Source organism: Agromyces sp. Root1464, assembly GCF_001427265.1.
Taxonomy (GTDB): domain Bacteria; phylum Actinomycetota; class Actinomycetes; order Actinomycetales; family Microbacteriaceae; genus Agromyces; species Agromyces fucosus.
Map to the genome: position 1 here is coordinate 1,077,819 of NZ_LMFU01000001.1, position 26,255 is coordinate 1,104,073.

General features: G+C 70.9%; 24 protein-coding genes and 1 tRNA gene. 16 read left to right on the top strand and 9 right to left on the bottom strand.

Going from position 1 to position 26,255, the window contains the following annotated elements:
• Positions 1–65 precede the first annotated feature (65 nt).
• The gene (locus ASD23_RS04890; RefSeq protein ID WP_327019777.1) at positions 66–2,447 is read right to left on the bottom strand and encodes an LLM class flavin-dependent oxidoreductase; all 2,382 of its coding nucleotides are present in this window, start codon (positions 2,445–2,447) and stop codon (positions 66–68) included.
• 58 nt (positions 2,448–2,505) lie between these two features.
• Here ASD23_RS04890 and ASD23_RS04895 point away from each other — a divergent pair, with 58 nt between their 5' ends.
• A complete protein-coding gene (locus ASD23_RS04895; protein WP_082571191.1) occupies positions 2,506–2,925 on the top strand; it encodes a winged helix-turn-helix transcriptional regulator in 420 nt (139 codons plus the stop codon).
• 6 nt (positions 2,926–2,931) lie between these two features.
• Here the strand turns inward: ASD23_RS04895 and ASD23_RS04900 are convergent, their stop codons facing one another.
• From ASD23_RS04900 to ASD23_RS04915, 4 genes are all read right to left on the bottom strand, one after another.
• Positions 2,932–3,441 carry a hypothetical protein gene (locus tag ASD23_RS04900; RefSeq protein ID WP_056006976.1) on the bottom strand — a complete coding sequence of 170 codons (510 nt, stop codon included), beginning with the start codon at positions 3,439–3,441 and terminating at the stop codon, positions 2,932–2,934.
• A 128-nt stretch (positions 3,442–3,569) separates the two neighbouring features.
• Positions 3,570–4,487, bottom strand: a complete 918-nt coding sequence (locus tag ASD23_RS04905; RefSeq protein WP_200941678.1) for a DNA-3-methyladenine glycosylase family protein — start codon at positions 4,485–4,487, stop codon at positions 3,570–3,572.
• Between the two features lie 87 nt (positions 4,488–4,574).
• Positions 4,575–5,024, bottom strand: a complete 450-nt coding sequence (locus tag ASD23_RS04910; protein WP_056006982.1) for a DUF2871 domain-containing protein — start codon at positions 5,022–5,024, stop codon at positions 4,575–4,577.
• A 100-nt stretch (positions 5,025–5,124) separates the two neighbouring features.
• On the bottom strand, positions 5,125–6,558 hold the full coding sequence (locus ASD23_RS04915) for a cellulase family glycosylhydrolase (RefSeq protein ID WP_056006985.1): 1,434 nt from the start codon (positions 6,556–6,558) through the stop codon (positions 5,125–5,127).
• A gap of 45 nt (positions 6,559–6,603) precedes the next feature.
• Here ASD23_RS04915 and ASD23_RS04920 point away from each other — a divergent pair, with 45 nt between their 5' ends.
• On the top strand, positions 6,604–7,239 hold the full coding sequence (locus ASD23_RS04920; protein WP_056006992.1) for a hypothetical protein: 636 nt from the start codon (positions 6,604–6,606) through the stop codon (positions 7,237–7,239).
• 34 nt (positions 7,240–7,273) lie between these two features.
• On the opposite strand, the gene ASD23_RS04925 is transcribed toward ASD23_RS04920, so the two are convergent.
• Complete coding sequence (locus ASD23_RS04925) at positions 7,274–7,852, bottom strand: TetR/AcrR family transcriptional regulator (protein WP_056006995.1); 579 nt, start codon at positions 7,850–7,852, stop codon at positions 7,274–7,276.
• Positions 7,853–7,924: 72 nt separating this feature from the next.
• Between ASD23_RS04925 and ASD23_RS04930 the strand changes: the two genes are divergently transcribed.
• The 3 genes from ASD23_RS04930 (at position 7,925) to ASD23_RS04940 (ending at position 10,513) form a co-directional block, all read left to right on the top strand.
• On the top strand, positions 7,925–9,016 hold the full coding sequence (locus ASD23_RS04930; RefSeq protein WP_056006998.1) for an SDR family NAD(P)-dependent oxidoreductase: 1,092 nt from the start codon (positions 7,925–7,927) through the stop codon (positions 9,014–9,016).
• Complete coding sequence (locus ASD23_RS04935) at positions 9,013–9,867, top strand: SDR family oxidoreductase (RefSeq protein ID WP_056007001.1); 855 nt, start codon at positions 9,013–9,015, stop codon at positions 9,865–9,867. Before ASD23_RS04930 ends, ASD23_RS04935 begins: the two co-directional genes overlap by 4 nt.
• A gap of 100 nt (positions 9,868–9,967) precedes the next feature.
• Positions 9,968–10,513 (top strand): YbaK/EbsC family protein, encoded by a 546-nt coding sequence (locus tag ASD23_RS04940; RefSeq protein ID WP_056007004.1) that lies wholly within the window; start codon positions 9,968–9,970, stop codon positions 10,511–10,513.
• A gap of 30 nt (positions 10,514–10,543) precedes the next feature.
• Here ASD23_RS04940 and ASD23_RS04945 read toward each other — a convergent pair whose 3' ends face one another.
• Positions 10,544–10,774, bottom strand: coding sequence for a hypothetical protein (locus tag ASD23_RS04945; RefSeq protein ID WP_157377009.1), 231 nt, complete (start codon positions 10,772–10,774; stop codon positions 10,544–10,546).
• A gap of 105 nt (positions 10,775–10,879) precedes the next feature.
• Here ASD23_RS04945 and ASD23_RS04950 point away from each other — a divergent pair, with 105 nt between their 5' ends.
• The 3 genes from ASD23_RS04950 (at position 10,880) to ASD23_RS04960 (ending at position 14,688) form a co-directional block, all read left to right on the top strand.
• Positions 10,880–11,542: a pentapeptide repeat-containing protein gene (locus ASD23_RS04950; RefSeq protein WP_056007010.1), complete on the top strand. Its 663-nt coding sequence runs from the start codon at positions 10,880–10,882 to the stop codon at positions 11,540–11,542.
• Between the two features lie 130 nt (positions 11,543–11,672).
• Positions 11,673–14,114, top strand: a complete 2,442-nt coding sequence (locus ASD23_RS04955; protein ID WP_056007012.1) for a glycoside hydrolase family 5 protein — start codon at positions 11,673–11,675, stop codon at positions 14,112–14,114.
• A 10-nt stretch (positions 14,115–14,124) separates the two neighbouring features.
• A complete protein-coding gene (locus ASD23_RS04960) occupies positions 14,125–14,688 on the top strand; it encodes an RNA polymerase sigma factor (RefSeq protein WP_056007015.1) in 564 nt (187 codons plus the stop codon).
• A 119-nt stretch (positions 14,689–14,807) separates the two neighbouring features.
• On the opposite strand, the gene ASD23_RS04965 is transcribed toward ASD23_RS04960, so the two are convergent.
• Positions 14,808–15,188: a YybH family protein gene (locus ASD23_RS04965; protein ID WP_056007019.1), complete on the bottom strand. Its 381-nt coding sequence runs from the start codon at positions 15,186–15,188 to the stop codon at positions 14,808–14,810.
• 162 nt (positions 15,189–15,350) lie between these two features.
• Positions 15,351–15,437: transfer RNA gene (locus tag ASD23_RS04970), tRNA-Leu, on the bottom strand.
• Between the two features lie 324 nt (positions 15,438–15,761).
• On the opposite strand from ASD23_RS04970, the gene ASD23_RS04975 reads away from it, so the two are divergent.
• The 8 genes from ASD23_RS04975 to ASD23_RS05010 all read left to right on the top strand — a co-directional run bounded on the left by ASD23_RS04975 (position 15,762) and on the right by ASD23_RS05010 (position 26,226).
• Entirely contained in the window at positions 15,762–16,553 is a 792-nt protein-coding gene (locus ASD23_RS04975) for an HAD family hydrolase (RefSeq protein ID WP_056007022.1), read from the top strand.
• A complete protein-coding gene (locus ASD23_RS04980) occupies positions 16,550–19,060 on the top strand; it encodes a glycoside hydrolase family 65 protein (protein WP_056007025.1) in 2,511 nt (836 codons plus the stop codon). Before ASD23_RS04975 ends, ASD23_RS04980 begins: the two co-directional genes overlap by 4 nt.
• 97 nt (positions 19,061–19,157) lie before the next feature.
• Positions 19,158–19,907 carry an FhaA domain-containing protein gene (locus tag ASD23_RS04985; RefSeq protein ID WP_056007028.1) on the top strand — a complete coding sequence of 250 codons (750 nt, stop codon included), beginning with the start codon at positions 19,158–19,160 and terminating at the stop codon, positions 19,905–19,907.
• Positions 19,904–20,470 (top strand): FHA domain-containing protein FhaB/FipA, encoded by a 567-nt coding sequence (locus ASD23_RS04990; RefSeq protein WP_056007031.1) that lies wholly within the window; start codon positions 19,904–19,906, stop codon positions 20,468–20,470. Before ASD23_RS04985 ends, ASD23_RS04990 begins: the two co-directional genes overlap by 4 nt.
• Before the next feature lie 3 nt (positions 20,471–20,473).
• Complete coding sequence (locus ASD23_RS04995; RefSeq protein ID WP_056007034.1) at positions 20,474–21,706, top strand: PP2C family protein-serine/threonine phosphatase; 1,233 nt, start codon at positions 20,474–20,476, stop codon at positions 21,704–21,706.
• On the top strand, positions 21,699–23,096 hold the full coding sequence (locus ASD23_RS05000) for an FtsW/RodA/SpoVE family cell cycle protein (RefSeq protein ID WP_056007037.1): 1,398 nt from the start codon (positions 21,699–21,701) through the stop codon (positions 23,094–23,096). The genes ASD23_RS04995 and ASD23_RS05000 overlap by 8 nt, the downstream gene beginning before the upstream one ends.
• A complete protein-coding gene (locus tag ASD23_RS05005) occupies positions 23,093–24,550 on the top strand; it encodes a peptidoglycan D,D-transpeptidase FtsI family protein (RefSeq protein WP_056007040.1) in 1,458 nt (485 codons plus the stop codon). Before ASD23_RS05000 ends, ASD23_RS05005 begins: the two co-directional genes overlap by 4 nt.
• On the top strand, positions 24,547–26,226 hold the full coding sequence (locus tag ASD23_RS05010; RefSeq protein WP_056007043.1) for a protein kinase domain-containing protein: 1,680 nt from the start codon (positions 24,547–24,549) through the stop codon (positions 26,224–26,226). Before ASD23_RS05005 ends, ASD23_RS05010 begins: the two co-directional genes overlap by 4 nt.
• Positions 26,227–26,255: the final 29 nt, after the last annotated feature.

Consider the following 26,255-nt stretch of genomic DNA (forward strand, 5'->3'; position numbering starts at 1 on the left):
TGCAACGCGTGCAACGCGGATTGATTCCGAGGATGCCGATCCGATTCCGAGAATGACGATTCGAGTCACGCGGGTTCGATGTTGGCGTTGTCGCGGAACATGTTGCCGGGGTCGACCTGCCCCTTGATCGCGCGCAGCCGCTCGAGGGTCGCGGGCGGATACGCCGCGGTGACGGATGCCGGGCCCACCTCGGTCTCGAAGCTCACGTACGCGCCCGAGAAGTGCCGCGCCATGAGCTCGTTCCACCGCTCGCTCGTCTGGTGCCGGCTCGAGCCGAACGCGACGACCGAGAACTCCGCCGCGCGATGGGCGAAGGCCGTGGCATCCGCCGGCACGTCGTGCACGGCGCCGCCGACGGCTCGCAACTGGAAGAAGTAGGTGGCCCCGCTCGCGATGAATCGCGCGGCATCCGCCGCGAACTCCGGGGTGATGCGGCCGATGAGCCCCGTGCGCGCCGTCGGCTCGCCCTCGGCGGCGTGGCTGCCGTCGGCGGCATTCGCCATGATCGACTCGTACGTCGTGAGGCGCACCTCCTGCCCGATGAGCGGCGCGACCTCCGCGAGCGGCTGCAGTCGGGCGACGACCGTGTCGGGGTCGTCGGAGTCGATCACCGCCATGACCTGCGCGACGGGCGGCTCACCCGGGCGGGAGCCGCCCATGAGCAGGAAGCTCGTGACGTCGCGCGGCGAGTCGACGACCCAGTCGCCCCACGCCTGCAGGAACCCCGCGGTGTCGCTCGCGTCGAACGCGAGCTGCGCGAAGCCGAGGGCGCCGACCTCGTCGACCTCGAACTCGAAGGCGATGACGATGCCCATGTTCGCGCCGGCGCCGCGAACGGCCCAGAAGAGGTCGGGATGCCGCGTGGCATCCGCCCGCACGACGGAGCCGTCGGCCAGCACCATCTCGACCGCGCGCACGTGGTCGATCGTGAGGCCGTGCTCGCGCACGAGCCAACCGATGCCGCCCGCCGTCGCGAGTCCGCCGACGCCCACTCCCCCGTAGTCGCCGGAGGAGAGCGCCCAGCCGTGCGGCGCGAGGAACGCCGCGACGTCCTGCCAGCGCGCACCCGCCTCGACGCGCACGAGCCGGCGCTCCTCGTCGAGCACCTCCATCGCGTTCAGCCGGGAGAGGTCGATGACGATGCCGCCGTCGTTCGTGGATCGACCGCTGATGCCGTGCCCGCCGCTGCGCACGCCGAGCGGCACCTCGGGGTTCGCACGTGCGAAGTCGACCGCCTCGGCGACCTGCGCGGCATCGGCCGGGCGCAGCACGAGGCCGGGGGCCCCGCCGCGCATGTATGTGGACTTCACGCGCTCGTAGCCGGCGTCACCCGGTTCGATCGCGTCGGCGGCGAGCGAGGCGGGCACCGCGTCGTAGTCGATGCCGTCGCGTCGCTTGGCGAGCACCGTCGAATTGCGCACCGGTCTGTTCCCTGAGGCTGCACCCCCGTTCCCTGAGCCTGTCGAAGGGCTCCCGGCAGACAGAGCGATCGAGTCGGCGGATGCCGCGGCATCCGCTGCTCGCAGCTCTCGTGCGACCGCCTCGCGAAGGGCCGGCGCGACCTCCTCGGCGAAGTGCACGATCGTGCCGGGGTCGTCGCTCGCGAGGATGAAGGTGCCCACGCCGTCGTCGACGACGTACGGCAGCAGGTCGTCGACCCACTGCGCGGCCGGCCCGTTCAGGAACCCGCCGCCGCCGCCGAACCGGCCGCCGATGTTGACCATCCGGCGGATCTCACGGGGGTCCCGGCCCGCGGCGATCGCGGCCTCGTCGATGCGTGCGTTGCCGGCGGCGTAGTCGCCCGGCTGCATGTACCCGAGCGAGGGCAGCCAGCCGTCGCCCTTGCGGCCGATGAGTCGCAGCATGCGGGGCTTCAGCGCACCGATGATGATCGGGATGTTGTGCGCCGGCGCCGGGCCGCGCTTCGCGCCGTCGACCCGGTAGTAGGTTCCGTCGACCTGGAAACGCGCTCGCTCGCCCTGGTCCCAGACGCCGCGGATGATGTCGATGCCCTCGGAGAGCGCGTCGACCGCCTGCCCGGGGGTGAGCCTGCGGCCGCCCATCGCGTCGATCGCATCCCAGAACCCGCCGGCGCCGAGGCCGAGCTCGAAGCGTCCGCCCGAGAGCAGGTCGAGGCTCGCGGCGGCACGGGCCAGCACGGCCGGCGGCCGAAGCGGCAGGTTCGTCACGTTCGCGGCGAGGTGGATGCGCTCGGTGCGCGCCGCGACCCAGGTGAGCAGGGTCTGCGTGTCGTGGAACGCCGGTTGGTACGGGTGGTCCTGGAACGTCACGAGGTCGTAGCCCGATGCCTCGCTGAGCTCGGCGAGTCGCACGGCGAACTGCGGCGGGTCGTTCTTCGGCGTGATGAAGGTGCCGAACTGCAGGTCGTGGCCGTAGTGCATCGTGCTCCGATCGATCGCGGGCGCACGGGCATCGTCCTGCGCCACGCTCCCATCCTCCGGCACGGGGTGCGGCGGTCGCACGAGAGGGGTAAGCTACTTACCTATGGTAAGCAACTCGGAGACGGATGACGCGGATGACGCGGCCGTCGCGCTGCTCGACGACCGACGCACCCGCCTGCACGAACTCGGCCACATCGACGAGGCGCAGTGCCGCCGATTCCAGAGCACGGTCGAGTTCGCGGGCCGCAAGTGGAACGCGGCCATCCTGCTCGCCGGCGTGCGCGGGGCCCGCCGGTTCTCGGAGTACCGCAGCACCGTCACCGGCATCTCCGACCGGCTGCTCGCCGCCCGCCTCAAGGAGCTCGAAGACGAAGGCGTCCTCGAACGGCACGTGCGGGCGACGACGCCGGTGACGATCACCTACACGCCGAGCACCGCGGGCCTGCAGCTCATCGAGCTGCTGCAGCCGCTCGTCGAGTGGGGTCGCGCTCGGCCGGCCGAGACGGAGCGCTCGGCCGGCTGAGGGCGGCTACTTCTTGTCGGCGGCCGGAGCGGCGTCGCCTGCTGCGGCGGATGCCTCGTCGGCGACGGGCGCCTCGACGACCTCGACCTCTTCGACGACGACCTCTTCGACGACGGCAGGCGCTTCGGCGACGGGCGCGACCCCGGCAGCGGCGGCCTCAGCCTCGGCGCGGTCGAACTCCGCCTCGGCACGATCGAGCTCCGCCTCGAAGGCGGCATCCTCAGCTGCGACGAGCGCGGCGGCTTCCGCCGACGCGATACGAGCGCTCCGGCCGAGCGCGTGCACCGCGAGGGCGATGACGACGGCGAGTGCACCGACCGCGAGCAGCAGGCCCGCGACCGTCGTGTTCGTCTGCGCGCCGAGCAGTCCGGCGACATCCTGCGAGCCGGAGGTGTAGAACTCGACCTGGCTGGCGGTCGACGAGCTCAGGAGCCAGTAGCCCCCGCCGATCAGCGCCACCGCCGCGACCCAGAGCAGGATCAGCGGCACGTTGACCTTGGAGGCGGTTGTATTCACGATGTGTGTGTCCTTCGCAATCGGGAGAAGCCGGGTCGGCCTCAGAGCACGGTAATTGCAGAGCCTATGCGTGTCCTATGCGCGAGGGGAACATCTCCCGGACGACGAACGGCTCCCGCGCCTCTCCGTCAGATCGCGCGGTGGTCGATGAACGCCATGCGCGGGCCCCGCCGAGGCCGCCCGCGCACTCCCGCGGCGCCGAGCAGCCGCACGACGCGATAGCGATGGCCGCGCCACGGCTCGAGCGTCTCGAGCATCTCGTCGTCGGTCATGTCGCGCCCCGCGAGCGCGTGTCCCACGTAATTCGAGAGGTGGTAGTCGCCGACGGAGAGCGCATCGGCGTCGCCCAGCGCGCGCTGGGCGACCTCGGCGACGGTCCACGGGCCGACGCCCGGCATGAGGGTGAGGCGAGCCGCGGCATCCGCGGGGCTCATCGCGACGACGGCCTCGAGCTTGTCGGCGTATCCCGCCGCGTTCGCCAGCGTGCGCGCCCGCTTCGGGTCGACGCCCGCGCGATGCCACTCCCAGCTCGGGATCGTGCGCCAGACCTCGGGTGACGGCACGACCCGCATCGGCCGGGGCGTCGGGCCGGGGGCCGGCGTGCCGAAGCCGATGAGCAGGCGGCGCCAGGAGTCGTGCGCCTGGAGGGTGATGACCTTCTGCTCGAGGATCGTCGCGGCGAGGGCCTCGAAGACCTGCGCGGTGCGCGTGATGCGCAGGCCGGGATTGCGCCGGTGCGCGTCGTCGAGCATCGGCAGTCGCGGCTCGAAGCCCGTGGGGTCGTCGGCGTCGCCGAGCAGTTCGGGCGCCTGCACGACCGCGGCACCGGCACCCGGCCCCCACGCCTCGCAGCGCAGCGTCTCGGCATCGGGCTGGGTCAGTCGCAGGGTCGCATCGCCTTCGGGCGTGCGCGTCGTGCGCCAGACGGCGCCGGTCGCGTCGAGCAGGAACGCCGGGTCGCCGACGCCGCGCCGCAGCGCTCCGAGCGTCTGGCGCAGATCGGTCGGATGCCGCGGCCGCCAGCTGAGGGCATGGTCGGCGATCACGACTTCAGTGTGACGCACGCACCTGACAGTCGCGACGAGGCCGGTCGCCGCCTACTCGGCGGCCGTCGCCTACTCGGCGGCCGTCGCCTACTCGGCGGCCGTCGCCTCGACCACCGGCTGGGCCGCCGCCGGTGCCACGATGCGACTGCGCAGTGCCAGGAAGAGCAGCACCATGCCCGCAGCGAGTGCGATGTGGCCGAGGCCCGCGATGCCCGCGATCGCCGAGGTCGACTCCTCGCCCATGACCGTGAGCGAGCCGTGCCAGATGAGCATGGCCGACGTCACGATGACGCCCGCGTTGTAGACCCAGAAGAACCACTCGAAGAGGTGGCTCTTCGAGATCACGAAGACCTTCTCGATCACGAGCACGATGAGCAGCACGATGAAGCCGAGCGTCAGCAGGTGGGTGTGGGCCAGGCCGAGCTGCGTGAACTGCCCTTCGGGGAAGTCGTTGGCCTTCGTGAACTCCCGGTAGAAGAGGCCGGAGGCGACGCCGACGATCATGTACGCGAACGATGCGTAGAACAGTTTCTGCATGGCGGTTCCCTTCGGAGGCAGGCGAGGTGGTCGAGCCTCACCTCGATACTCCCCTCCTGCGGGCCGCCGACGCATCGAACGAAAGACGGAACCGCGGGCGTCAGCTCGGTCGCACCACGACCGTCTGCGCGCCGGCCTCGCCGTCGTCGCCGGCGTCGATCGTGAAGCGGAGGATGCGGAGCTCGGGGTCCCACGAGACGACCTCGCCGCCCTCGACGACCCCGCCGTCGGGGAACCCGCCCGCGGGCAGGTAGACCTCGCTCGTCGCAGGGCCGTCGGCGGTCGGCGTGACCGAGATCTCGAGGGAGTCCGGCTCGGAGTTCCACGTGTGCAGCTCGCCGGCGATCGCGCGCGGGTAGGGCCGGTCGAGCACCGTGATGAGGTTGCGCGGCGTTCCGTCCTCTTCATACGGCCCCCAAGGCCCCGGGTCGCGCGACCAGTACGCGATGCCGATGCCCGAGGCATCCGACGTCGTGTAGACGAGGTCGACGTAGTCGAGCGCGCCGGGCAGCGTGGTGTCGAGGCCGAACTCGCCGAGGATGATCGGCACCCCGCCGAGGGCTTCGGCCGTGCGCAGCGTGTTCGAGCGCCACGCGGCCACCGTCGTCTCGACGAGATCGCGCGAGGTGCCGCTGAATCCCTCACCGAGATCCATCGGGAGCGGGTAGAGGTGCGGGCAGAAGGCGATGCGCGGGTCGCCCTCGCGCGGGTCGTCGACCGCGCCGAGCGCGCTCGGCAGCCCCCAGTTGAAGCCGAGCGCCTGGGGTTCGAGGCACGCCCAGGAGTCCTGGTCGACCTCGCGGATCGCGTCGACGGTCTTCTGGTAGAGCGCGGAGAGCGGGCCTGCCTCGAAGGCCGGTCCCTGCACGGTGCCGCCGTAGGGCTCGTTCATGAGGTCGTAGGCGACCACCGCGTCGTTGTCGGCGAAGCGCTCCGCGACGGCTCGCCAGGCCCCGGCGTAGTGGTCGGTGAGTTCGGGGTGCGCGCCGGTCGTGTTCCAGAAGTTGTCGAACGCGTGGATCACCCCGGGCTCGAGGTAGTACAGCTCCCACTGGTCGTGGTGGGCGACGGGGAAGCCGTCGAGGTACGTCGCCCATTCGGGCGCGCCGTTGCCGTTGTCGCCCTCGGGCGTGATGCCGGAACCCCAGAGGTCCTGGTGCATGTCGAGCATCACGTGGTAGCCGCGCTCCTCGTACCAGCCCACCCGCTCCTCGACGTCGTCGAGGTAGCCCTGGTCGTAGACGCCGGGGCTCGGCTCGACCTTGCGCCACGAGATGAGGAAGCGCACGAAGTCCGTGCCCATGTCGGCCTGCTCCTGCACGAGCTGGTCTTCGGTGAAGTCGGGCATGCCGTCGGGCACGCTCTTCGAGCTGCTCGCGGTCGAGAACCCGTGCTGCACGAGCGAGCGCCCGTCGCCGTCGGTGATGAAGGAGGCGGCCTCCGCCGGCCCCGGCGTCCGCATCGCCGCGGCGACGCCACCCACGACGAGCAGCACTCCCAACCCTGCGGCGACGGTGCTTCGAGCGGCGAACATCCGGTCCTCCTTGACGTATGTGAGGGGGAGGCTATCATCAAACCCATGCCGACTAGGACAGTTGACCCACATCGTCTCCATCGAGCCGATCGGGCCGTCCTCGCGGCACTTGTCGCGCTCGCGATCCTGGTCGGCATCTGGCCGCTGACCGGCGTCCTCACGACCTACGTGCCGCTCCTCGCGGTGCCCGCCGCCGCCGGGCTGCCGTACCTGATCCCGGCACTGCGACCGATGCCGCTCGGCGACACGACGTGGGCGTTCTGGCTCGCGGATGTGGCGGGGGTGCTCGTCATGCTCCTCGTCGCGTTCGTCGTGCTCCGCGCACCGAAGCGGCGTGCGGTGCCGAGCCCGGGTCGGGCGTTCGGCCGGGGCGTGTGGGTCACGACGGTCGCGGTCGTCGCCGGCAACCTCGTGCGCGGGGTGTTCACGAGCTTCACGGTGCACGCCGACCTCGGCACGTACCTCGGCACCACGGCGGCGAACGTCGTGGTCTCCGCGATCACGGGTGCGTTGCTCGGCCTCGTGGTCGGCGCGGTCGCGGCCATCGTCGCGACGACCGGGCGCGGCAGCGGCGGCACCGACAGCGACGGCGCAGACGGCGACGAAGCGGATGCCGCGGCCGACGCCGAGACGCAGACCGTCGGCGATGACGCCGACGCCGAGGCATCCGTCACCGCCTGACGATCGCCGCGCGCGCCGACGAACGCGCCGCCTGCTAGCGCGGAGCGAATGCCGCGTGGAAGATCGACCACGCGCGCTGGGCGACCTGCCGGCGATCCTCGGCGCCGGTGCGCGCGAGCAGGTCGGCGAGCATCGACACGGCGAGCAGCACGTCGGCGTCCTCGACGGAGTCGCCGATGCGGCCTGCCACTCGTTCGCGTGCGACGAGCGCGCCGACGACCGCTCCGAGCCGCTCACCGAGGTGGACGACCCGGTCGTCGTGCTGGTGCTGCCAGATGAGGTCGATGAGCGCCGTCGACACGACGACCTGCCCGATGACCGCCTCGAGCAGGTCGTCGAGGGTGGCGCCCTCGTGTTCGACGGCGGACTCGAGTTCGTCGATGTTCTCGTCGAAGACGGCGACGGCGAGCGAGAGCCGATCGGGGAAGTGGCGGTAGAGGCTGCCCTGCCCGACGCCCGCCTTCTTGGCGATGGCGTTGAACGGACCCTGCAGGCCGTCGGTCGCGAAGACCTCGCGCGCGGCGGCGATGATGGCGCGCCGGTTGCCGGGGCCGGCGCTCGGCCCGCGATTGGCCTTGCGGCCCTCGGAAGTTCCCTTCCCGCGTTCAGGCACGGGTGCTACCTTACTACCGGACAAGGATGTCCGGTATGGCTTCGCACCACATCGAAGAGAAGGAAGCACCACATGAACACCCCCAAGACCCTCACGGGCGACGACTCGATCAAGACCTGGCTCGAGCACCCCGTGGGCGGCCCGATCCTGCGTGACCTGCTCGCACAGGCCGGGCAGGACGCAGACGTCATGCGCCCCGTGCAGCGCCTCGCCATCAAGCGCCTCATCAAGCTCAGCAAGGGCCAGTTCAGCCAGGAGATGGTCGACCAGCTCGTCGCGCGCGCCGCGGCAGGCGACGTGCCGGCAGGAGCAGCGGATGCCTCCGCCGAGGCGCCCGAGCCGACGACCGAGTCCGCCGATGCCGGCGGTGCCGCTGGCGTCGCATCCGCGGTCGAGCGTCCCGAGTGGGTCGAGCGCCTCGACCAGGGCCGCTTCGCCGGCAAGACCGTCATCGTCACGGGCGCCGGCTCCGGCATCGGTCGGGCGACCGCCTCCCGCATCGCCCGCGAGGGCGGCCGCGTGATCGCCGTCGACGTCTCGCAGGAGCGCCTCGACGACTTCGCGTCGGAGCACGCGGGCGCCGAGATCGTGACGCTCGTGGCCGACATCACCGACGACGCGAAGGTCGCCGAGATCGTCGCCGCAGCGGGCGACCGCATCGACGGCCTCGCGAACATCGCCGGCATCATGGACGACATGACGCCGATCGGCGAGCTCACCGACGCCGTCTGGAAGCGCGTCTTCTCGGTCAACGTCGACGGCACCATGAAGCTCATGCGGGCCGTCGTGCCCGTCATGGTCGCGCGCGGCACCGGGTCGATCGTGAACACCGCCTCCGAGGCCGCCCTCCGCGGCTCGGCCGCGGGCGTCGCCTACACGGCGTCGAAGCACGCGGTCGTCGGCCTCACGAAGTCGACGGCGTTCATGTACGGCCCGAGCGGCCTGCGCGTGAACGCGGTGGCTCCCGGTGCCACGATCACGAACATCGAGGCGAAGTTCGCCTCACCGCTCGGCGCCGAGCGCGTGCAGCTCGCGATGACGATCCTGCCCGACGCCGCGGAGGCCGAGGCCCTCGCCGCGTCGATCACCTTCCTCCTGAGCGACGACGGCGTGAACATCAACGGCGTCGTGCTCGCGAGCGACGGCGGCTGGTCGGCGGCATGAGCACCGGCGCGGAGGCGGGCACGCGCGACGTGCTCGTCGTCATCGGCGTCGGCGGCATAGGCGAGGCGATCGCGCGTCGGCAGGGCACCGGGCGCACCGTGGTGCTCGCCGACTTCAGCGAGGCCGCGCTCGAACGCGTCGGCGGGGCGCTGCGCGGCGACGGCTTCGAGGTCGTCACGCACGTCGTCGACGTCTCGTCGCGGGGCTCCGTCGCCGAACTCGCCGATGCGGCCGCCGAGCTCGGCCGGGTGACGCAGGTCGTCCACACGGCCGGGCTCTCCCCGGTGCAGGCGCCGCGCGACGCAATCCTCGCGGTCGACCTGCTCGGCACCGCGCACGTGCTCGACGAGTTCGAGCGGGTGATCGCCCAGGGCGGTGCCGGCCTCGTCATCGCGAGCATGGCCGGTCACTTCCTGCCACCGCTGCCGCCCGAGGTCTCGCATGCGCTCGCGACGACTCCGAGCGACGAGCTGCTCGCCCTGCCGGCGCTCGCCTCGGTCACGGATGCCACGGCGGCGTACCCGTTCGCCAAGCACGGCAACCACCTGCGGGTTCGCGCAGCGAGCACCCGCTGGGGCGCACGCGGTGCTCGCGTCAACAGCATCAGCCCCGGCGTCATCTCGACGCCGATGGGCCAACAGGAGCTCGCCGGCGAGTCCGGCGGGCAGATGCGCGCCATGATCGCCGGCTCCGGCACCGGTCGAGTCGGCACCCCGTACGACATCGCGGATGCCGCGGCGTTCCTGCTGGGTCCCGACGCGAGCTTCATCACCGGCACCGACCTGCTGGTCGACGGCGGTGTCGTCGCCGCGGTCAGCACCGGACAGCTCGACCTGCGCCGCGGGCAGTAGCGACGCGTCACAGAGGGCGCCGATCGCAGTCCCGCGGCCGGCGCCCTCTTCGTCGCACCCGGTCGGGCGATGGCGCACGGCATCCGAGTACGCTGCTCGGATGCGCTTCGGAACGCTCGACTTCACGCCCGCCGCCGACTCCCCCGCCCTGCTCGCGGCGTCCACGGCGGCCTCGGTCGGCGCGATGCCGGCAGCGGATGCCTCGGCGGTGCTGGTCTCCGCGATCGACCCCGGTCTCGCCGACACGGCCGCCTTCTGCGAGCACTACGAGATCTCGATGGGCGACGGCGCGAACTGCGTGATCGTGCAGGCGCGCCGGGGCGAGCGCACCTGGCACGCCGCGTGCCTCGTGCGCGGCGCCGACCGGCTGGACGTGAACGGCGCCGTGCGCCGGCATCTCGACGCGCGCAAGCTCTCGTTCGCCCCGATGGACGCCGCGGTCCAGCTCACCGCCATGGAGTACGGCGGCATCACGCCGATCGGCCTGCCCGCCGACTGGCAGATCCTCGTCGACCAGTCCGTCGCCGAGCACGAACGGCTCATCGTCGGCAGCGGCATCCGCGCTTCGAAGCTGCTCGTCCCGGGTGCGCTGCTCGCGAGACTGCCGAACGCCGAGGTGCTGCCGATCGCGCAGCGCCCGGGATAGCCGACTCGGCTGGCCGAACTCCGCGAGCGCTCAGCTCTGCGTCGCGGCGACGCGCCGACGGCGTCGCAGGGCGATGAGCAGCGTCGCGACCGAGCCGCCGACCGCGATGAGCAGTGCCGCGACGGCGACACCGAGGTAGCGCCACTCGGATGCCTCGCTGTACGGGAACGTGTCGGCCCAGTCGAGGCCGAGGCGCACGACGACCGCCCCGAGCACCCAGCTGAGCAGGATCCCGCCGATGACGAACAGCGTGCCACGCATGCCCTCATCGTAGGAGTCCGCGCCGCCGGCGGAGGGGTCGGCGCTGTCGGCGCCGGGCACTAGCCTCGATTCGGCCCCGATCGCGGGCAGCAGACGAAGGACGCCATGCCGAAAGACGCTCGACTCAAGCCGCCCCGCATCGACGAGATCGTGCTCACCGACCTCGTCGACGGCGAGATCGACGAACTGGCCGCCGGCGACCGCGTCGAAGGCCGTCGCTTCCGCGGCGGCGATCTCTCGGAACGCGACCTCACGGGCGTGACCATCGGCGAGTGCGAACTCGTCGGCGTGTTCGCCCACGATGCGCTGCTCCGCGGGGCGACGCTCACCGAGACCGTGGTCGAGCGGCTCGAGGCCCCCGTGCTGCGCGCACCGCGCGCGACGCTTCGCGACGTGCTCGTGTCGGGCTCCCGAATCGGGTCGGTCGAGTTCTACGACAACACCTGGCAGTCGGTCCGCTTCGTCGGCTGCAAGCTCGGCTTCGTCAACCTGCGGGGTGCGGAGGTCCGCGACATCCGCTTCACCGACTGCACCATCGAGGAGTTCGACCTCGGCAACGCACGGGCCGACCGCGTCGCGTTCGAGCACTGCGACGTGCGATCGCTCGACGTGACGGGCGCCAGGCTCAGCGACGTCGACCTGCGCGGTCTCGACCTCGCCGCGATCGCCGGTATCGACGGGCTGCGGGGCGCCACGATGGACGGCATGCAGGTCGCGCTGCTCGCGACGACGCTCGCCAGTCACCTGGGCATCCGCGTCGTCGACTGATCTCCGGTCGGCTGCGGTCGCCATCGATGCGGTCTCGTGATCGAACGACCCTTCCGCGCGCCGTCGCCGACGGCTAGTGTTGGCCGGAACTGGGTCAAGCGACCCAGTTCGACGGACAGCGAGGTTCCCGATGCACGACGCCCCCACGACGCACGCCGACGACCGGGCGGATCGCGCGGCCCAGGAGACGACTTCCGAGACCACCTCTGGGACCACCTCCGAGACGACCGCGGCTCGACACGCCGCTCGTCGCCCGCTCGTCGCCGTCATCGCGATGCTCGCCCTGATCGTCGTCCAGGCCGTCGCCGACCCGACCGGACTGCTCGCCCTCGTCGGCTGGTCGGGTGCGATTCCGCAGGCGAGTGCCGGCGTCTGGCCGTTCGCGCCGTACCTGGTGTTCGTGCCCGTGGTGCTCGGCGTCGTGTGGTGGGCGGCCGTGCGAGCCGGCGACCGGTTCTGGACGCTCACGGCAGGCGTCGTGCTCGCCGTCCTGCTGGCCCAGGCCGCGGCCTGCCTCGTCATGACGTGGGACCTCGCGGTCGCCGCGTGGGCCGCCGGCTTCGTGACGGCGAAGGCCGTGCCCGCGGCGCTCATCGTGGCAGCCCTCGCGCGCTGGTTCGGCGGCCCGACGGATCGCCGGTCGTTCCAACGCGGCTCGATCTGGCCTGCCGCCGTGATCTTCGCCGTCCTGGCACCGCTCCTCGCGGGCCTCTGGTGGACGGGCGCCGTCTATGCGGACGGCATCCCGGTGGCGCGCCTCGACCGCGGCATCCCCTCGATGCTCATCGCCGTGGTCCTGATCGCCGGCGCGACCGCACTGTGCCTGCGCTGGATGCGGGCACGCGTGCCCGGCGTGCTCGGCGGCTGGCTCGCGGCACTCGTCGCCGGCGGACTCGTCGGCATCGTGCAGGCGGTCGTCGCCCTCATCGTCGACGGCGGCTTCGCCGGCGATATCTGGCCGCTGATGGCGGCGTACGTGACGGTCGCCGACGGGCTCGCCTTCGGCGCCTGCGCCGGCTGGATCGTCGGGGTGGGCGCGGTCGTCGCCGACCGGGTGCTGGCACGGCGCGCCGCGTCGCGCGGCCCGCAGCTCGTCGCCGCGTCGGTGGCCGTCGTCGCGATGGGCGCGGCATTCCTCCTGCCCGGCGGGGATGCCGCGAGCGCAGTCGACGCGAGCACCTCGCCCCCCGTGGGCTTCCTCCGCGCCGAGGGCTCGATCATCACCGACGGCGCCGGCAACCAGGTGCTGCTGCGGGGCGTCAACGTCAACCAGCTCGTCGACTTCTACCAGCACCAGCCCGACGTGCCCGCGACGCGGCCGCTGACCGAAGACGACTACGCGAGCATGGCCGAGTACGGCTTCAACGTCGTGCGACTGAACCTCTCGTGGTCGGCGCTCGAGCCCGAGCGGGGCACGCTCGACCCCGAATACCTCTCGAAGATCGAGGAAGCGGTGGCGTGGGGCGAGGAGTACGGCATCTACACCGTGCTCGACATGCACCAGGACGGCTGGTGGAACGGCCCCACTGAAGCGGGCACCGCGTGCCGCCCCGGCACCGAGGAGATGTGGGGCTACGACGGCGCCCCGGAGTGGGCGACGATCACCGATGACGCGCCGCGCTGCCAGTTCACCGGGCGCGACATCTCCCCCGCCGGCGACCGTGCCTTCCAGAACTTCTACTTCGACACCGACGGCGTGCAGACCGCGTTCGCCGAGACCTGGGGCGAGCTCGCCGCGGAATTCGCCGACGAGCCGATGGTCGCGGGCTTCGACCTGATCAACGAGCCCGGCTTCGGCGAGACGGCGCCCGTGACGACCTCCCACCAGCTCGGGAGGTTCTACGACCGGGCGATCGACGAGATCCGCGAGGCCGGCGCCCCGCAGATCGTGTTCTTCGAGCCGAGCATCCTCTGGTCGGGCCTCGGGTTCGACACCGGCCCCACCCCCGGGTTCACCGACGACGACAACATCGTCTTCTCGCCGCACCTCTACGCCGAGTCGATCACGATGGACCGCGACCTGGGCATCCCGCCGATCGTCAGCATCGAGCGCCAGTTCGCGCTCGCTCAGCGCGTCGCCGACCTCTACGACGCCCCATTGTGGTCGGGCGAGTACGGCTACTGGGGCGACGACGACGACATGCTCGCCCGCATGAACCGCTACGCCGACGAAGAGGACGCGCGCATGCTCGGCAGCGCGTACTGGGTCTGGAAGCAGGCCTGCGGCGACCCGCAGAACGGCATCGGACCCTTCGGCAACGCCCTCATGATGCAGGAGTGCGAGACCGGCGGCGACGCTCCGCCCAAGGCGGATCTTCTCGAGACCCTGAGCCGCGCCTACCCGCAGTCCGCTCCTGGCGTGCTGACCTCGCTCGAGGCCGAGGGCGCCGCCGTCGATCTCGCCGGCACGACGCCCGACCGCGGCTGCGACCTCGAGGTGTGGGTCCCCGGCGCGGCCGAACCCGACGTCGAGGTCACCGGCATCGAGGAGGTCGAGACGACCGAGGTGCCGGGCGGATGGATCGTGACGGGCTGCGCCGACGGCGACTACACGTTGTCGACCAACGGCTAGCCTCGGAGGCATGACGTCCGAGCAGGCGCCGAGCGGGCGCGACCGCCGCGACGACGGCCGTCGCGCCTCGCTCGCCGCGATGATCGCCGCGGAGCCCGACCGGCTCCGTCGGCGGAGCATCTCGCTCGGCGTCGCGCCCGATGATGCAGAGGATGTCGCGCAGACGGCGCTGCTCAGGGCGTGGCGCTCGATCGAGCAGCTGCACGCGCCGGAACCCGGGCAGATGTGCTCCTGGCTCGATGTCATCGCGCGGAACGCCGCGGCCGACCTCGCCCGCCAGCGGGCCCGCCGACCGGTGGCGGCGCTCGACGCCGACCTGCCCGATCTCGCCGACGGCACGAGCGTCGCCGGAGACGTCGAGATGCGGCTGATCCTCGACGGCGCCCTCGACGCCATCCGCGGCCTTCCCGATTCCCTTCGCGAACCGCTGCTCCTCAGCGTCGTCGACGAGCTCCCGGCACCCGAGATCGCCGAACGCCTCGGGATCACGCCCGCCGCGGCGCGACAGCGCATCTCCCGCGCCCGCAAGTCGCTCGCCGAGTGCCGGGAGTCCGGCATGTCCGACGCCGGCTGACTCGCTCCCCGCCCATGCGGGTGCACCGGATCGAGCTCACGATCGAACCCGTGCACGCAACTCCCCCGACGGAAGGGCCGGCCCTGTTCCCCCAGCGACCGGCCCTCCCGTGGCGTGCGTCAGGCGGTGCCGAACGGGTTGTCGACGGCGTAGCGCCATCCGTGCTGCTCGTCGTGCACGGCGACGTCGGCGGTCGTGCCGGCCAGCGCGATGTCGGAGCCGTCGGGGCCGGTGCCCGTGATCGTCCAGTCGGCGATCGCGAGGCCGGTGTCGCCGCGCTGGAACACGTGGCGCAGCGTCATCGTGATCGGCAGGTTCAGGCCGAGGAACTGCTCGAGCGCGCCGCGCACGTTCTCCTCGCCCTGCACCGGGTGCCCGGGCGCCGGCACGAACACGACGTCGTCGACGTTCAGTGCCATGAGGCCGTCGAGGTCGCGGGCGTTGAACCGGTCGGCGAACGCGAGGTTGAGCTGGTCGAGCGAGGTGACGGGGTTCGCCATGGACGAGGCCTTTCTTCATGGGGCCCGCCTGTTGCCGGCCCCTACTGAGAAAGACGCCGCAGCGCCCGAGGTGTGACACGCGCATCCGACTCGCGCGCATGCGACCCGCGCCGCAAACGAAAACGGCCCGGAGCCTCATGGAGACCCGGACCGTTCGATATGTGGTGCGCGAGGGGGGACTTGAACCCCCACACCCTTGCGAGTACTGGCACCTGAAGCCAGCGCGTCTGCCAATTCCGCCACTCGCGCACGTGTGGTCGCACTCTCGTGCGTCCAACCACGAGAGACTAACATCTCGCGCCCGGCAAAGCCATTCGAGCGCAGCGGATGCCTCGGCACCCCGGTTCTTGGTCGGCGAGTCAGCGGATGAATCGCCCGACACGCCGGCGCTCACCGGCGCGCCGCATGAATCTTCCGCGCACTCGCAGCCGGCCCAGCGCCGGTGCGATGTCAGCGCCCGACCCTCCACGGTTCCTCCGAGTCCGGTTCGCACCTCGCGCTGCCCTGCCACGCGGGAATAGCATCGATCACCGGGTTCCGTTGCCCCGACCGTCGCGACGAAAGGACCGCAGCTTGACGCTCCCCAGCGAGTCCACCCGGGCTCTCAGTGGCATCCGTGCCTATCTCTTCGACCTCGACGGCGTGCTGACGCCGACCGCGACCGTGCACATGCACGCGTGGGCGCGCCTCTTCACGCCGTACCTCGAGCAGCACGGCGCCGCGCCGTACACCGAGGCCGACTACTTCTCGTACATCGACGGCAAGCCGCGCTACGACGGGGTCCGGAGCCTCCTCGAGAGCCGCGGCATCCGCGTGCCCGAAGGCGACGTCGCCGACGCACCGAGCGAAGACACCGTGCACGGACTCGGCAACCGCAAGAACGAGGCCTTCAACGAGACCCTCGCCGAGGAGGGCGTCGAGGCGTACCCGGCGAGCGTCGCCTTCCTCGACGCGGTGCAGGCGAGCGGATGCCTCGTGGCCGTCGTCTCGAGCTCGAAGAACGCGCCGTCGGTGCTGGCGGCCGCCGGGCTCGCCGATCGCTTCGAGGTCGTCGTCGACGGGGCGGTCGCCGCGCGCGACGGCATCCTCGGCAAGCCGGCCCCCGACACCTTCGAGCGCGCGGCCGAGCTGCTCGGGGTGCCGACCACGGTGTGCGCCGTCGTCGAAGACGCCGAGTCGGGCGTGACCGCGGGCGCGGCCGGCGAGTTCGGGATCGTGATCGGCGTCGACCGGGGCGTCGGCCGGGCCGCGCTCGAGGGCCTCGGCGCCGACATCGTGGTCGACGAGCTCGATGAACTGATCCCGCTGCTTCCCGTCGGCTCCGACACGCACGCGAACGACACCCCACGAGAGGACGGCGAATGAGGTTCGCAGACCACGACCCGCTGAACCGCACGCGGTTCCCGATCGACGAGTGGGCGCTCGTGGAGACCGAGTTCGGCGAGGCCGACATGGGTCGCACCGAGACGATCTTCGCGGTCGGCAACGGGTACCTCGGCCTCCGCGGCAACGTCGAGGAGGGCCGCGACGGCCACATGCACGGCACCTTCGTGAACGGGTTCCACGAGACGTGGCCGATCCGCCACGCCGAAGAGGCGTTCGGCTTCGCCAGGGTGGGCCAGACCATCGTGAACGCGCCCGACGCGAAGGTCATCCGCCTCTACGTCGACGACGAGCCGCTCGTGCTCACGGTCGCCGAGCTCCTCTCCTACGAACGCCGGCTCGACTTCCGGCTCGGCGCGCTCAGCCGTTCGATCGTCTGGCGCACGCCCTCTGGCAAGCGCGTGCTCATCACGAGCCGGCGCATGGTGAGCTTCACCGACCGCCACCTCGCGGTGCTCGACTACGAGGTCGAGATGCTCGACGCCGACGCGGCGGTGACCATCTCGAGCCAGATCCTGAATCGTCAGGACGGCCGCGACGAGTACCGATCCGGCGTGCCGGAGGCGATCGGCAGCTTCGACCCCCGCAAGGCGGAGATGTTCAACGAGCGCGTCATGCAGCCGCGGGTGAAGCGGGCCGAGGGCGGGCGGTACATGCTCGGCTACCAGACGACGAACTCGGGCATGACGATCGCGGTCGGCGCCGAGCACCAGATCGCGACCGAGAACCAGTTCAGCGAGTCGAGCTCCATCGGCGACGACCTCGCGAAGCACATCTACCGCGTGCACGCCAAGCAGGGCCAGCCGATCCGCGTGACGAAGACGATCAGCTACCACACGGCCCGCACCGTGCCGACGCGCGAACTCGTCGACCGGTGCGACCGCACGCTCGACCGCGCCGCCGAACTCGGCGTGGCCGAGCTGTTCGCGCAGCAGCGTTCATGGCTCGACGACTTCTGGGCGCGAGCCGACGTCGAGGTCCAGGGCCAGGCCGCGATCCAGCAGGCGACCAGGTGGAACCTGTTCCAGCTCGCGCAGGCGACCGCCCGCACCGACGGCGACGGCGTCGCCGCGAAGGGCGTGAGCGGTTCGGGCTACGGCGGCCACTACTTCTGGGACACCGAGGTGTACGTGCTGCCGTTCCTCAGCTACACGGCGCCGGTCGTGGCGCGCAACGTGCTGAGATTCCGGCAGCGGATGCTTCCTGCCGCCCGCGCCCGGGCGCTGGAGCTGAACCAGCTCGGGGCCCTGTTCCCGTGGCGCACGATCAACGGGCAGGAGTCGAGCGCGTACTACGCGGCCGGCACGGCGCAGTACCACATCGACGCCGACATCTCCTATGCGCTGAACCAGTACGTCAGGGCCACCGGCGACCAGGACTTCCTCGCCCGCGGCGCGATCGACATCCTCGTCGAGACGGCGCGCATGTGGGAGGACCTCGGGTTCTGGCGCTCGAACGCCGACGACGTGTTCCACATCCACGGCGTCACGGGCCCCGACGAGTACACGACGGTCGTCAACGACAACCTGTACACGAACGTGATGGCGCGGGCGAACCTCGCCGCCGCGGCATCCGCCGTCGACGACCTGCAGGTGCTCGACCCGGCTGCCTACGACCGCCTCGTCGAGCGCCTCTCGGTGACGCCGGCCGAGGTCGCGGGCTGGCGGCGGGCGGCGGCGCACATGCACATCCCCTTCGACGAGCAGCTCGGCATCCACCCCCAAGACAGCGCCTTCCTGCAGAAGGAGCTGTGGGATCTCGAGGCCACGCCCGAGGACCGGCGCCCCCTGCTGCTGCACTACCACCCGCTCGTCATCTACCGCTTCCAGGTGCTGAAGCAGGCCGACGTCGTGCTCGCCCTCTACCTGCAGGGCGATCGCTTCTCGACCGAGGCGAAACGCGCCAACTTCGAGTACTACGACCCGCTGACCACGGGCGACTCGACGCTGTCGGCGGTCGTGCAGTCGATCATCGCGTCCGAGGTCGGCTACCACGAGCTCGCGATGCGGTACTTCCGCTCGGCGCTCTTCGTCGACCTCGCCGACCTGCACAACAACACGGCCGACGGCGTGCACGTCGCCTCGACGGGCGGCGTGTGGAGCGCCCTCGTCTCGGGCTTCGGCGGTTTCCGCGACCACAACGGGGTCTTCACGTTCGATCCGCGCCTGCCCGACGGCTGGCAGCGACTGACGTTCCGGGTCACGCTCCGCGGCACGCGGCTGCGCGTCGACCTCACCCCCGATGCGATCTCGTTCGCCGTCGAAGACGGCATCGAGGCACGGGTCAGGGTGCGCGGGGCGGAGGTGGTGGTGAGCACCGGCTCGGATGTCTCGGTGCCGCTCGACGGCCAGGGCCCGCGCCTGTACGGCGCGCCGACGATGCGGGATGTCACGGGCTCCCGCCGCGCCGACGGAAGCCTGCTGACGGCGTCGATCCCGACCCTGTCGCTCGATGTCGACGAAGCCGACTCGGCGATCCAGATGGACTGATCACGAGTCTTCCCAGCCCTTCGGGCTACCATGTCACAAGTCATGACGGCGTCGGTTCGAAACGACGGCGTCGGCGCAAATCTGGAGCGGGAGACCTGTGGGCCTACTGGACAACTTCGAGAAGGGTCTCGAGCGCGCCGTCAACGGCGCTTTCGCGAAGACCTTCCGCTCGGGGCTGCAACCCGTCGAGATCACCTCCGCCCTGAAGCGGGAGATCGACACGAAGGCGGCCGTGGTCTCGCGCGACCGCGTGCTCGTGCCGAACAGCTTCGTGGTGCGCATGGCGCCCGACGACCACGCGCGCATGTCCGGCCTGGGGCCGGCGCTCATCGACGAGCTCGTCGACCTCGTGCAGAAGCACGCCGCGAGCCAGCACTTCCAGTTCGCCGGCGGCATCACCCTGTCGCTGCACGCCGATCCCGGCCTCTCCGTGGGCATGGTGCAGGTCGATTCGCAGAACGTGAAGGGCCAGGTCGCCTGGACCCCCGTGCTCGACGTGAACGGCAAGCGCTACCCGATCATGAAGGGCCGCACCGTCATCGGCCGCGGCAGCGAGGCCGACGTCACCCTCGACGACTCCGGCGCGTCGCGTCGGCACGCCGAGGTGCAGTGGGACGGCAGTCGCGCGCGGGTGCGCGACCTCGGCTCGACGAACGGCACCCAGCTCAACGGCTCCCCGGTGAAGGAGGCCATCCTCGAGCCCGACTCGGTCATCGGCATCGGCCGGTCCCGCATCACGTTCCGCGTGCTGGCGCAGGCCTCGAGCTCTGGCGCAAACACGCGCGGCCGCACCGACCCGGCCACCGAACGCCACGACATGGGCGGGTTCTGGGGGCCCGGCGAATGAGCGAACTCACCCTCCTCGTGCTCCAGCTCGGCTTCCTCCTGCTGCTCTGGGTCTTCGTCTTCGCGATCGTCTACGCGCTCCGCAGCGACCTGTTCGGCCAGCGCGTGCGCAAGTTGCGGCCCGAGACCGCGTCGGCCGCTCCGGCTCCCGCGGCCCCCGCCGCGGCATCCGCGTTCCCGAGCGCCCCGGTGGCGGCGCCCGCCGCCGCGACGGCGCCGGTCTCGCACGCAGCTGCCTCCGGCGGCGGCACCGGCGAGCTCGCCTCGAGCGAGAACGCGACGCGGCTCGTCATCACGAGCGGCACGAAGAACGGCGCAGAGTTCCCGCTCGGCCACGACGAGATCACGATCGGCCGTTCGAGCGACTCGGCCATCATCATCCGCGACGACTACACCTCGACCCATCACGCGCGTCTCATGCAGTGGAACGGTCGATGGATGCTCCAAGACCTCGATTCGACCAACGGCACCTTCCTCAACGGCTCCCGAGTGACCGTGCCCACCCCGATCCCGCTCGGAGCCACCGTGAAGGTCGGAGCGACGACGTTCGAGCTGCGGCGGTAGCCCATGGCGAACATCAAGGCGAGCGCTGCGGTCTCGCACGTCGGACGGATCCGCTCGAACAACCAGGACTCCGGCTACGCCGGCCGCCGTTTGTTCGTCGTGGCCGACGGCATGGGCGGGCACGCGGGCGGCGACGTCGCGAGCGCGATCGCCACACGGCGCATCGCCGAGGCCGACGTCGACTACGACAACACGGCCGAGGCCTCGGCGTCCCTCGAAGGCGCCCTGATCGCGGCCAACCGTCAGCTCGCGGCGACCGTCGCCGACCACTCCGAGCTGACGGGCATGGGCACGACCGTCAGCGCCGTGCTGCTCGTGGGCGACCGCGTCGTCATCTCGCACATCGGCGACTCCCGCATCTACCTGCTGCGGTCGGGTGAACTCAGCCAGATCTCCACCGACCACACCTTCGTGCAGCGCCTCGTCGACGCCGGGCGCATCACGGCCGAAGAGGCGATGGTGCACCCTCGGCGATCGGTGCTCATGCGCGTGCTCGGCGACGTCGAGGCCTCGCCCGAGATCGACGCCCTCGTGCTCGACACCCGCGACGGCGACCGCTGGATGCTCTGCTCCGACGGGCTCTCGGGCGTCGCCTCCTTCGACGACATCCACGACATCATGTCGGCCGACGCCGGCGCCAAGCAGGTCGCCGACCGACTCGTCAAGGCCTCGCTCGACGGCGGCGCCCCCGACAACGTCACCGTCGTGATCCTCGACATCGGCGAGCCGCCCGCCCCGGCGACGCCGCCGCTCATCGTCGGCTCGGCCGCCGCCCCGCCGGCGTTCGGCCAGCCGTCCGAGCCGGCGCGCGCCCGCGGCATCCGCCTGACGCCCTTCCGTCCCCACCCGGTTCAAGAGACGCACTTCGAGCCCGACTCCGAGGACTTCTTCGACGAGATCATCGAGGAGGATGCGCGCCGACGCCGGCGCCGCCGCTGGATGTGGAGCTTCTGGATCGTCCTGCTGATCGGGGCGATCGTGGCGACCTTCGCGCTCGGCTACCAGTGGACGCAGACCCGCTTCTACGTCGGCGAGTCCAACGGCCGGGTCGCCATCTACCAGGGCATCCAGCAGAACCTCGGACCGATCTCGCTGCACGAGCTGTTCACCGAGACCGAGCTCGACGTCGCCGAGCTCCGCACCTACGACCAGCAGCGGGTCCAGCAGACGATCAGCGCCGGCACCTACGCCGAGGCGTATCGCATCGTGCAACGGCTGGAGGAATCCATTGAGTGATCTCCAGTCCGTGCCGCTGACGGGCACGCCGCCAGAGGGCATCCGGCGCATCCGGATCCCGCAGAAGCTGCGCAACCTCGAGTTCTGGCTCCTGCTCGTGGCGTGCTTCATCAACGCCGCCGCCATCGTGCTCGTGCAGCTCGGGGCGCTCGGCCGCGTCGACACGCAGCTCGTGCTGCTCGGCGCGGGCCTCTCGTTCCTCGTCTTCGGGTTGCACATCGCGATGCGCTACACGGCGCGCGACGCCGACCCCTTCCTGCTGCCGATCGCGACCGTGCTGAACGGCCTCGGCATCGCGATGATCTATCGCATCGACATCGCCGAGGGCGATGCCGGGTGGGAGAGCGCGGCCGTCAGGCAGATCGTGTGGAGCGCCATCGCGATCATCTGCGCGATCGCGACGATCCTCGTCATCCGCAATCACCGCGTGCTCTTCCGCTACACCTACCTCGCGGGGCTCCTGGCGATCGTCCTGCTGCTGCTCCCGCTCGTGCCCGGTCTCGGGCGCGAGGTGTACGGCGCCCGGGTGTGGATCGGCATCGGCGACATCGCGACCTTCCAGCCGGGCGAGATCGCGAAGATCGCGCTGGCCGTCTTCTTCGCCGGTTATCTCGTGCGCAACCGCGACTCCCTGTCGATGGTGGGCACGAAGTTCCTCGGCATGCAGTTCCCGCGGGCGCGTGATCTCGGCCCGCTCCTCATCGTGTGGGCGCTGTCGATGGCCGTCATCGTGTTCCAGCGCGACCTCGGCACCGCGCTCCTCTACTTCGGCCTCTTCCTCGTGATGCTCTACGTCGCGACGAGCCGGCTCTCGTGGGTCGTGCTCGGGCTGAGCCTCTTCATCGGCGGCGCGATCATCGCGAGCCAGACCCTCGACTACGTCGGCAACCGCTTCGCGAACTGGCTCGACCCGTTCAGCGATGATCGCTTCAGCGCAGAGATCGGCGGCAGCTACCAGCTCGTGCAAGGTCTCTTCGGGCTCGCGAACGGTGGCCTCATCGGCACCGGCTGGGGCCAGGGGCGCCCCGATCTCACCCCGGTGCCGCAGAGCGACTACATCATCGCGAGCCTCGGCGAGGAGCTCGGCCTCGCCGGCATCTTCGCGATCCTCGCCCTCTACCTGCTGTTCGTGGCGCGCGGGTTCCGCATCGGCTTCGCCGGGCAGGACGACTTCGGCAAGCTCCTCGGCGTCGGGCTCGCGTTCGTCGTGGCGCTGCAGGTCTTCATCGTCGTCGGCGGCGTCACGCGCGTCATCCCCCTGACCGGCCTCACGACGCCGTTCCTCGCGGCGGGTGGTTCATCGCTCGTGGCGAACTGGATCATCGTCGCGCTCCTGCTGCGACTCTCCGACACGGTCCGCAACCATCCGAGGCTGGTGATCGACGGATGAATCGAGAACTCAAGCGCGTCTCCATCGTCGCGTTCCTCATGTTCCTGACCCTGCTCGTCTCGTCGACGATCATCCAGTACGTGCAGGCGGAGGCCCTCGCGGCCGATCCCCGCAACTCGCGCACGCTCTACGAGAGCTACTCGATCGAGCGCGGCCCGATCCTGGTCGGCGGGGAGCCGATCGCGTACTCGCAGCCCTCCGACGACGACTACAAGTTCCAGCGCGTGTACGCCAACGGGCCCCTGTACGCGCCGGTCACGGGCTACCTCCCCGTCAACGGCGAGGCGACGGGCCTCGAGCGCTCGGTCAACGAGTACCTGAGCGGCCAGTCGTCGAGCCAGTTCTTCGACTCCCTCAACCGCCTGATCTCCGGACAGGACCCGATGGGCGCATCCGTCGAGGTGGCGATCGACCCCGTCGCGCAGCAGGCCGCGTGGGACGCCCTCGGCGACTACACGGGCGCCGTCATCGTCACCGAGCCGTCGACCGGCCGCATCATCGCGATGGTCACGAAGCCCACGTTCGACCCGAACTCGATGGCCGTGCACAACTCGGCGGAGGTGACGGCCACCTACGACGGCCTCCTCGCCGATCCGGCCGACCCGCTCTTCAACCGTGCCACGGGCGGCGACATGAACCCGCCCGGATCCGTGTTCAAGCTCGTCGTGACCGCGGCGGCGCTCGAGTCGGGCCGGTACACGCCCGAGTCCACGTTCCCGAACCCGGGCGAGCTCACGCTGCCCGGCACCGACTCCGTCGTGCGGAACTCGGGCGGCGGGTCGTGCGGCGGCGGCGCGACCGTCACCCTCGCCGACGCGCTCCGCCTCTCGTGCAACATCCCGTTCGCCGAGCTCGGCATGGAACTCGGCGACGACGCGATCCGCGATCAGGCCGAGAAGTTCGGGTTCAACAGCGAGTTCCTGATCCCGACGGTCACCGAGGTGAGCACGTACCCGCGGGTGCTCGACGAACCGCAGACCGCGCTGAGCGCATTCGGTCAGGGCGACGGGCTGCGCGCGACCCCCATGCAGATGGCCATGGTGTCGGCTGCGATCGCCAACGGCGGCATCGTCATGGACCCGAACCTGGTCGATCAGATCACGGCTCCCGACTTCACTCCTTTGCAGGAGTTCGAGGCCAAGGAGTTCGGGCGGGCCATCAGCGAGGAGACGGCGAACACGATGGTGGGGATGATGGTCAACGGCGTCGAGAACGGTGCCGCGAGTAATGCAAGAATAGACGGCGTCAGCGTGGCCGGTAAGACAGGTACAGCGGAGAACGGCGAGAGTGACCCCTACACTCTCTGGTTCACCGGTTTTGCCCCCGCCGACAATCCTCAGTATGCGATCACAGTGCTCGTTGAGGATGGCGGGGGACTTGGCCAGGAGGGGTACGGCAATCTCATCGCCGCACCCGTCGCAAAGCAGGTACTAGAGGCGGTGCTGAACAAATGAGACCGAGCGCAGGGCTCACCTTCGGAGGGCGCTACGAACTGCAGTCCCGCATCGCGATCGGCGGGATGGGCGAGGTGTGGCAGGCCACAGACCTCGTCATCGGCCGTCAGGTCGCGATCAAGATCCTGAAAGACGAGTACCTGGGCGACCCGGGCTTCCTCGAGCGCTTCCGCGCCGAGGCCCGCCACGCCGCGCTCGTCAACCACGAGGGCATCGCCAACGTCTTCGACTACGGCGAGGAGGACGGCAGCGCCTACCTCGTCATGGAGCTCGTGCCCGGCGAGGCGCTGTCGACGATACTCGAGCGCGAGCACGTGCTCTCCACCGACAAGGTGCTCGACATCGTCGCGCAGACCGCGGCGGCACTGCAGGCCGCGCACGCAGCGGGCCTCGTGCACCGCGACATCAAGCCCGGCAACCTGCTCATCACGCCCGACGGGCGCGTCAAGATCACCGACTTCGGCATCGCGCGCATCGCCGACCAGGTGCCGCTGACCGCGACCGGCCAGGTCATGGGCACGGTGCAGTACCTGTCGCCCGAGCAGGCGTCGGGTCACCCGGCCTCGCCGACGACCGACATCTACTCGCTCGGCATCGTCGCCTACGAGGCCCTCGCGGGCCGCCGCCCGTTCACGGGCGAGTCGCAGGTCGCGATCGCGATGGCGCAGATCAACGAGACGCCGCCCGACCTGCCGGTGACGGTCTCGGAGCCGGTGCGCAACCTGGTCTACGGATGCATCGCGAAGAACCCGGCCGACCGGCCGCAATCCGCCGCGCACCTCGCACGCGCAGCCACGGCCCTCCGCCGCGGCGACGTGCAGGCTGCCGCTGCTGCCGTGCCCGCCGTGCTGGGCGCTGCCGGCGCCACCGCCGCGACGATGCTCATGCCCGCAGCCGGCGCCACCGCCGCGACGACGGTGATGCCGTCGGCCGCCGGCGCGCCGCTCGACGGCGAGGAGCCGCTCGAAGAGAAGAAGAAGCGCAGTCCCTGGACCTGGCCGCTCATCGTCCTCATCGCGCTGCTCGCGATCGTGCTGATCGGCACGATCATCGCGCTGGCGCTGAACGGCGGCGAGAAGGACGCGCCGTCGACGGCACCGTCGACGCCTCCGTCGAAGACGGCCACGACGCCGCCACCGCCGCCCACCTCCGAGGCCCCCACGAACGCGCAGGTCAACCGCGAGGACTACCTCGGTCTCACGGTCGACGAGGCGCGCGCCAAGCTCGAGGGCATCGGCATGGTCGTGAACGCCGTCGAGGGCAATCCCGCCGCGAATGCCGACGAAGCCGGCCGCGTGTACGACGTCAACCCCACGGGCAACATGAAGATCGGCTCCGAGGTGACGATCACGTACTACGCCGCTCCCGAGGCGCCGACTGCGCCGACGTCGGCACCAACCGCGAACCCGAACCCGTTCACGCCGTCGTCCGATCCCAACGCGAAGGTGCCCGTCACGATCTCGTGGAGCGCTCAGCAGTGCCCCTCCGGGCAGGAGCTGACCGGCTACTCGGTGCAGGTCACGGGTGACGCGACAGCACCCGGTCCGGTGCCGGCCGGTACCACGACGGCGCAGGTCATGGCCGGGCAGGACGAGTTCCAGGTGACCTACCTGTACTTCTGCGGCCCGGTGAGTTCCCCGACCTCGCCTCCGCTGACGGTGACCGTCGACAACTGACCGACGGAACCGCGGAACACGAGAAAGGG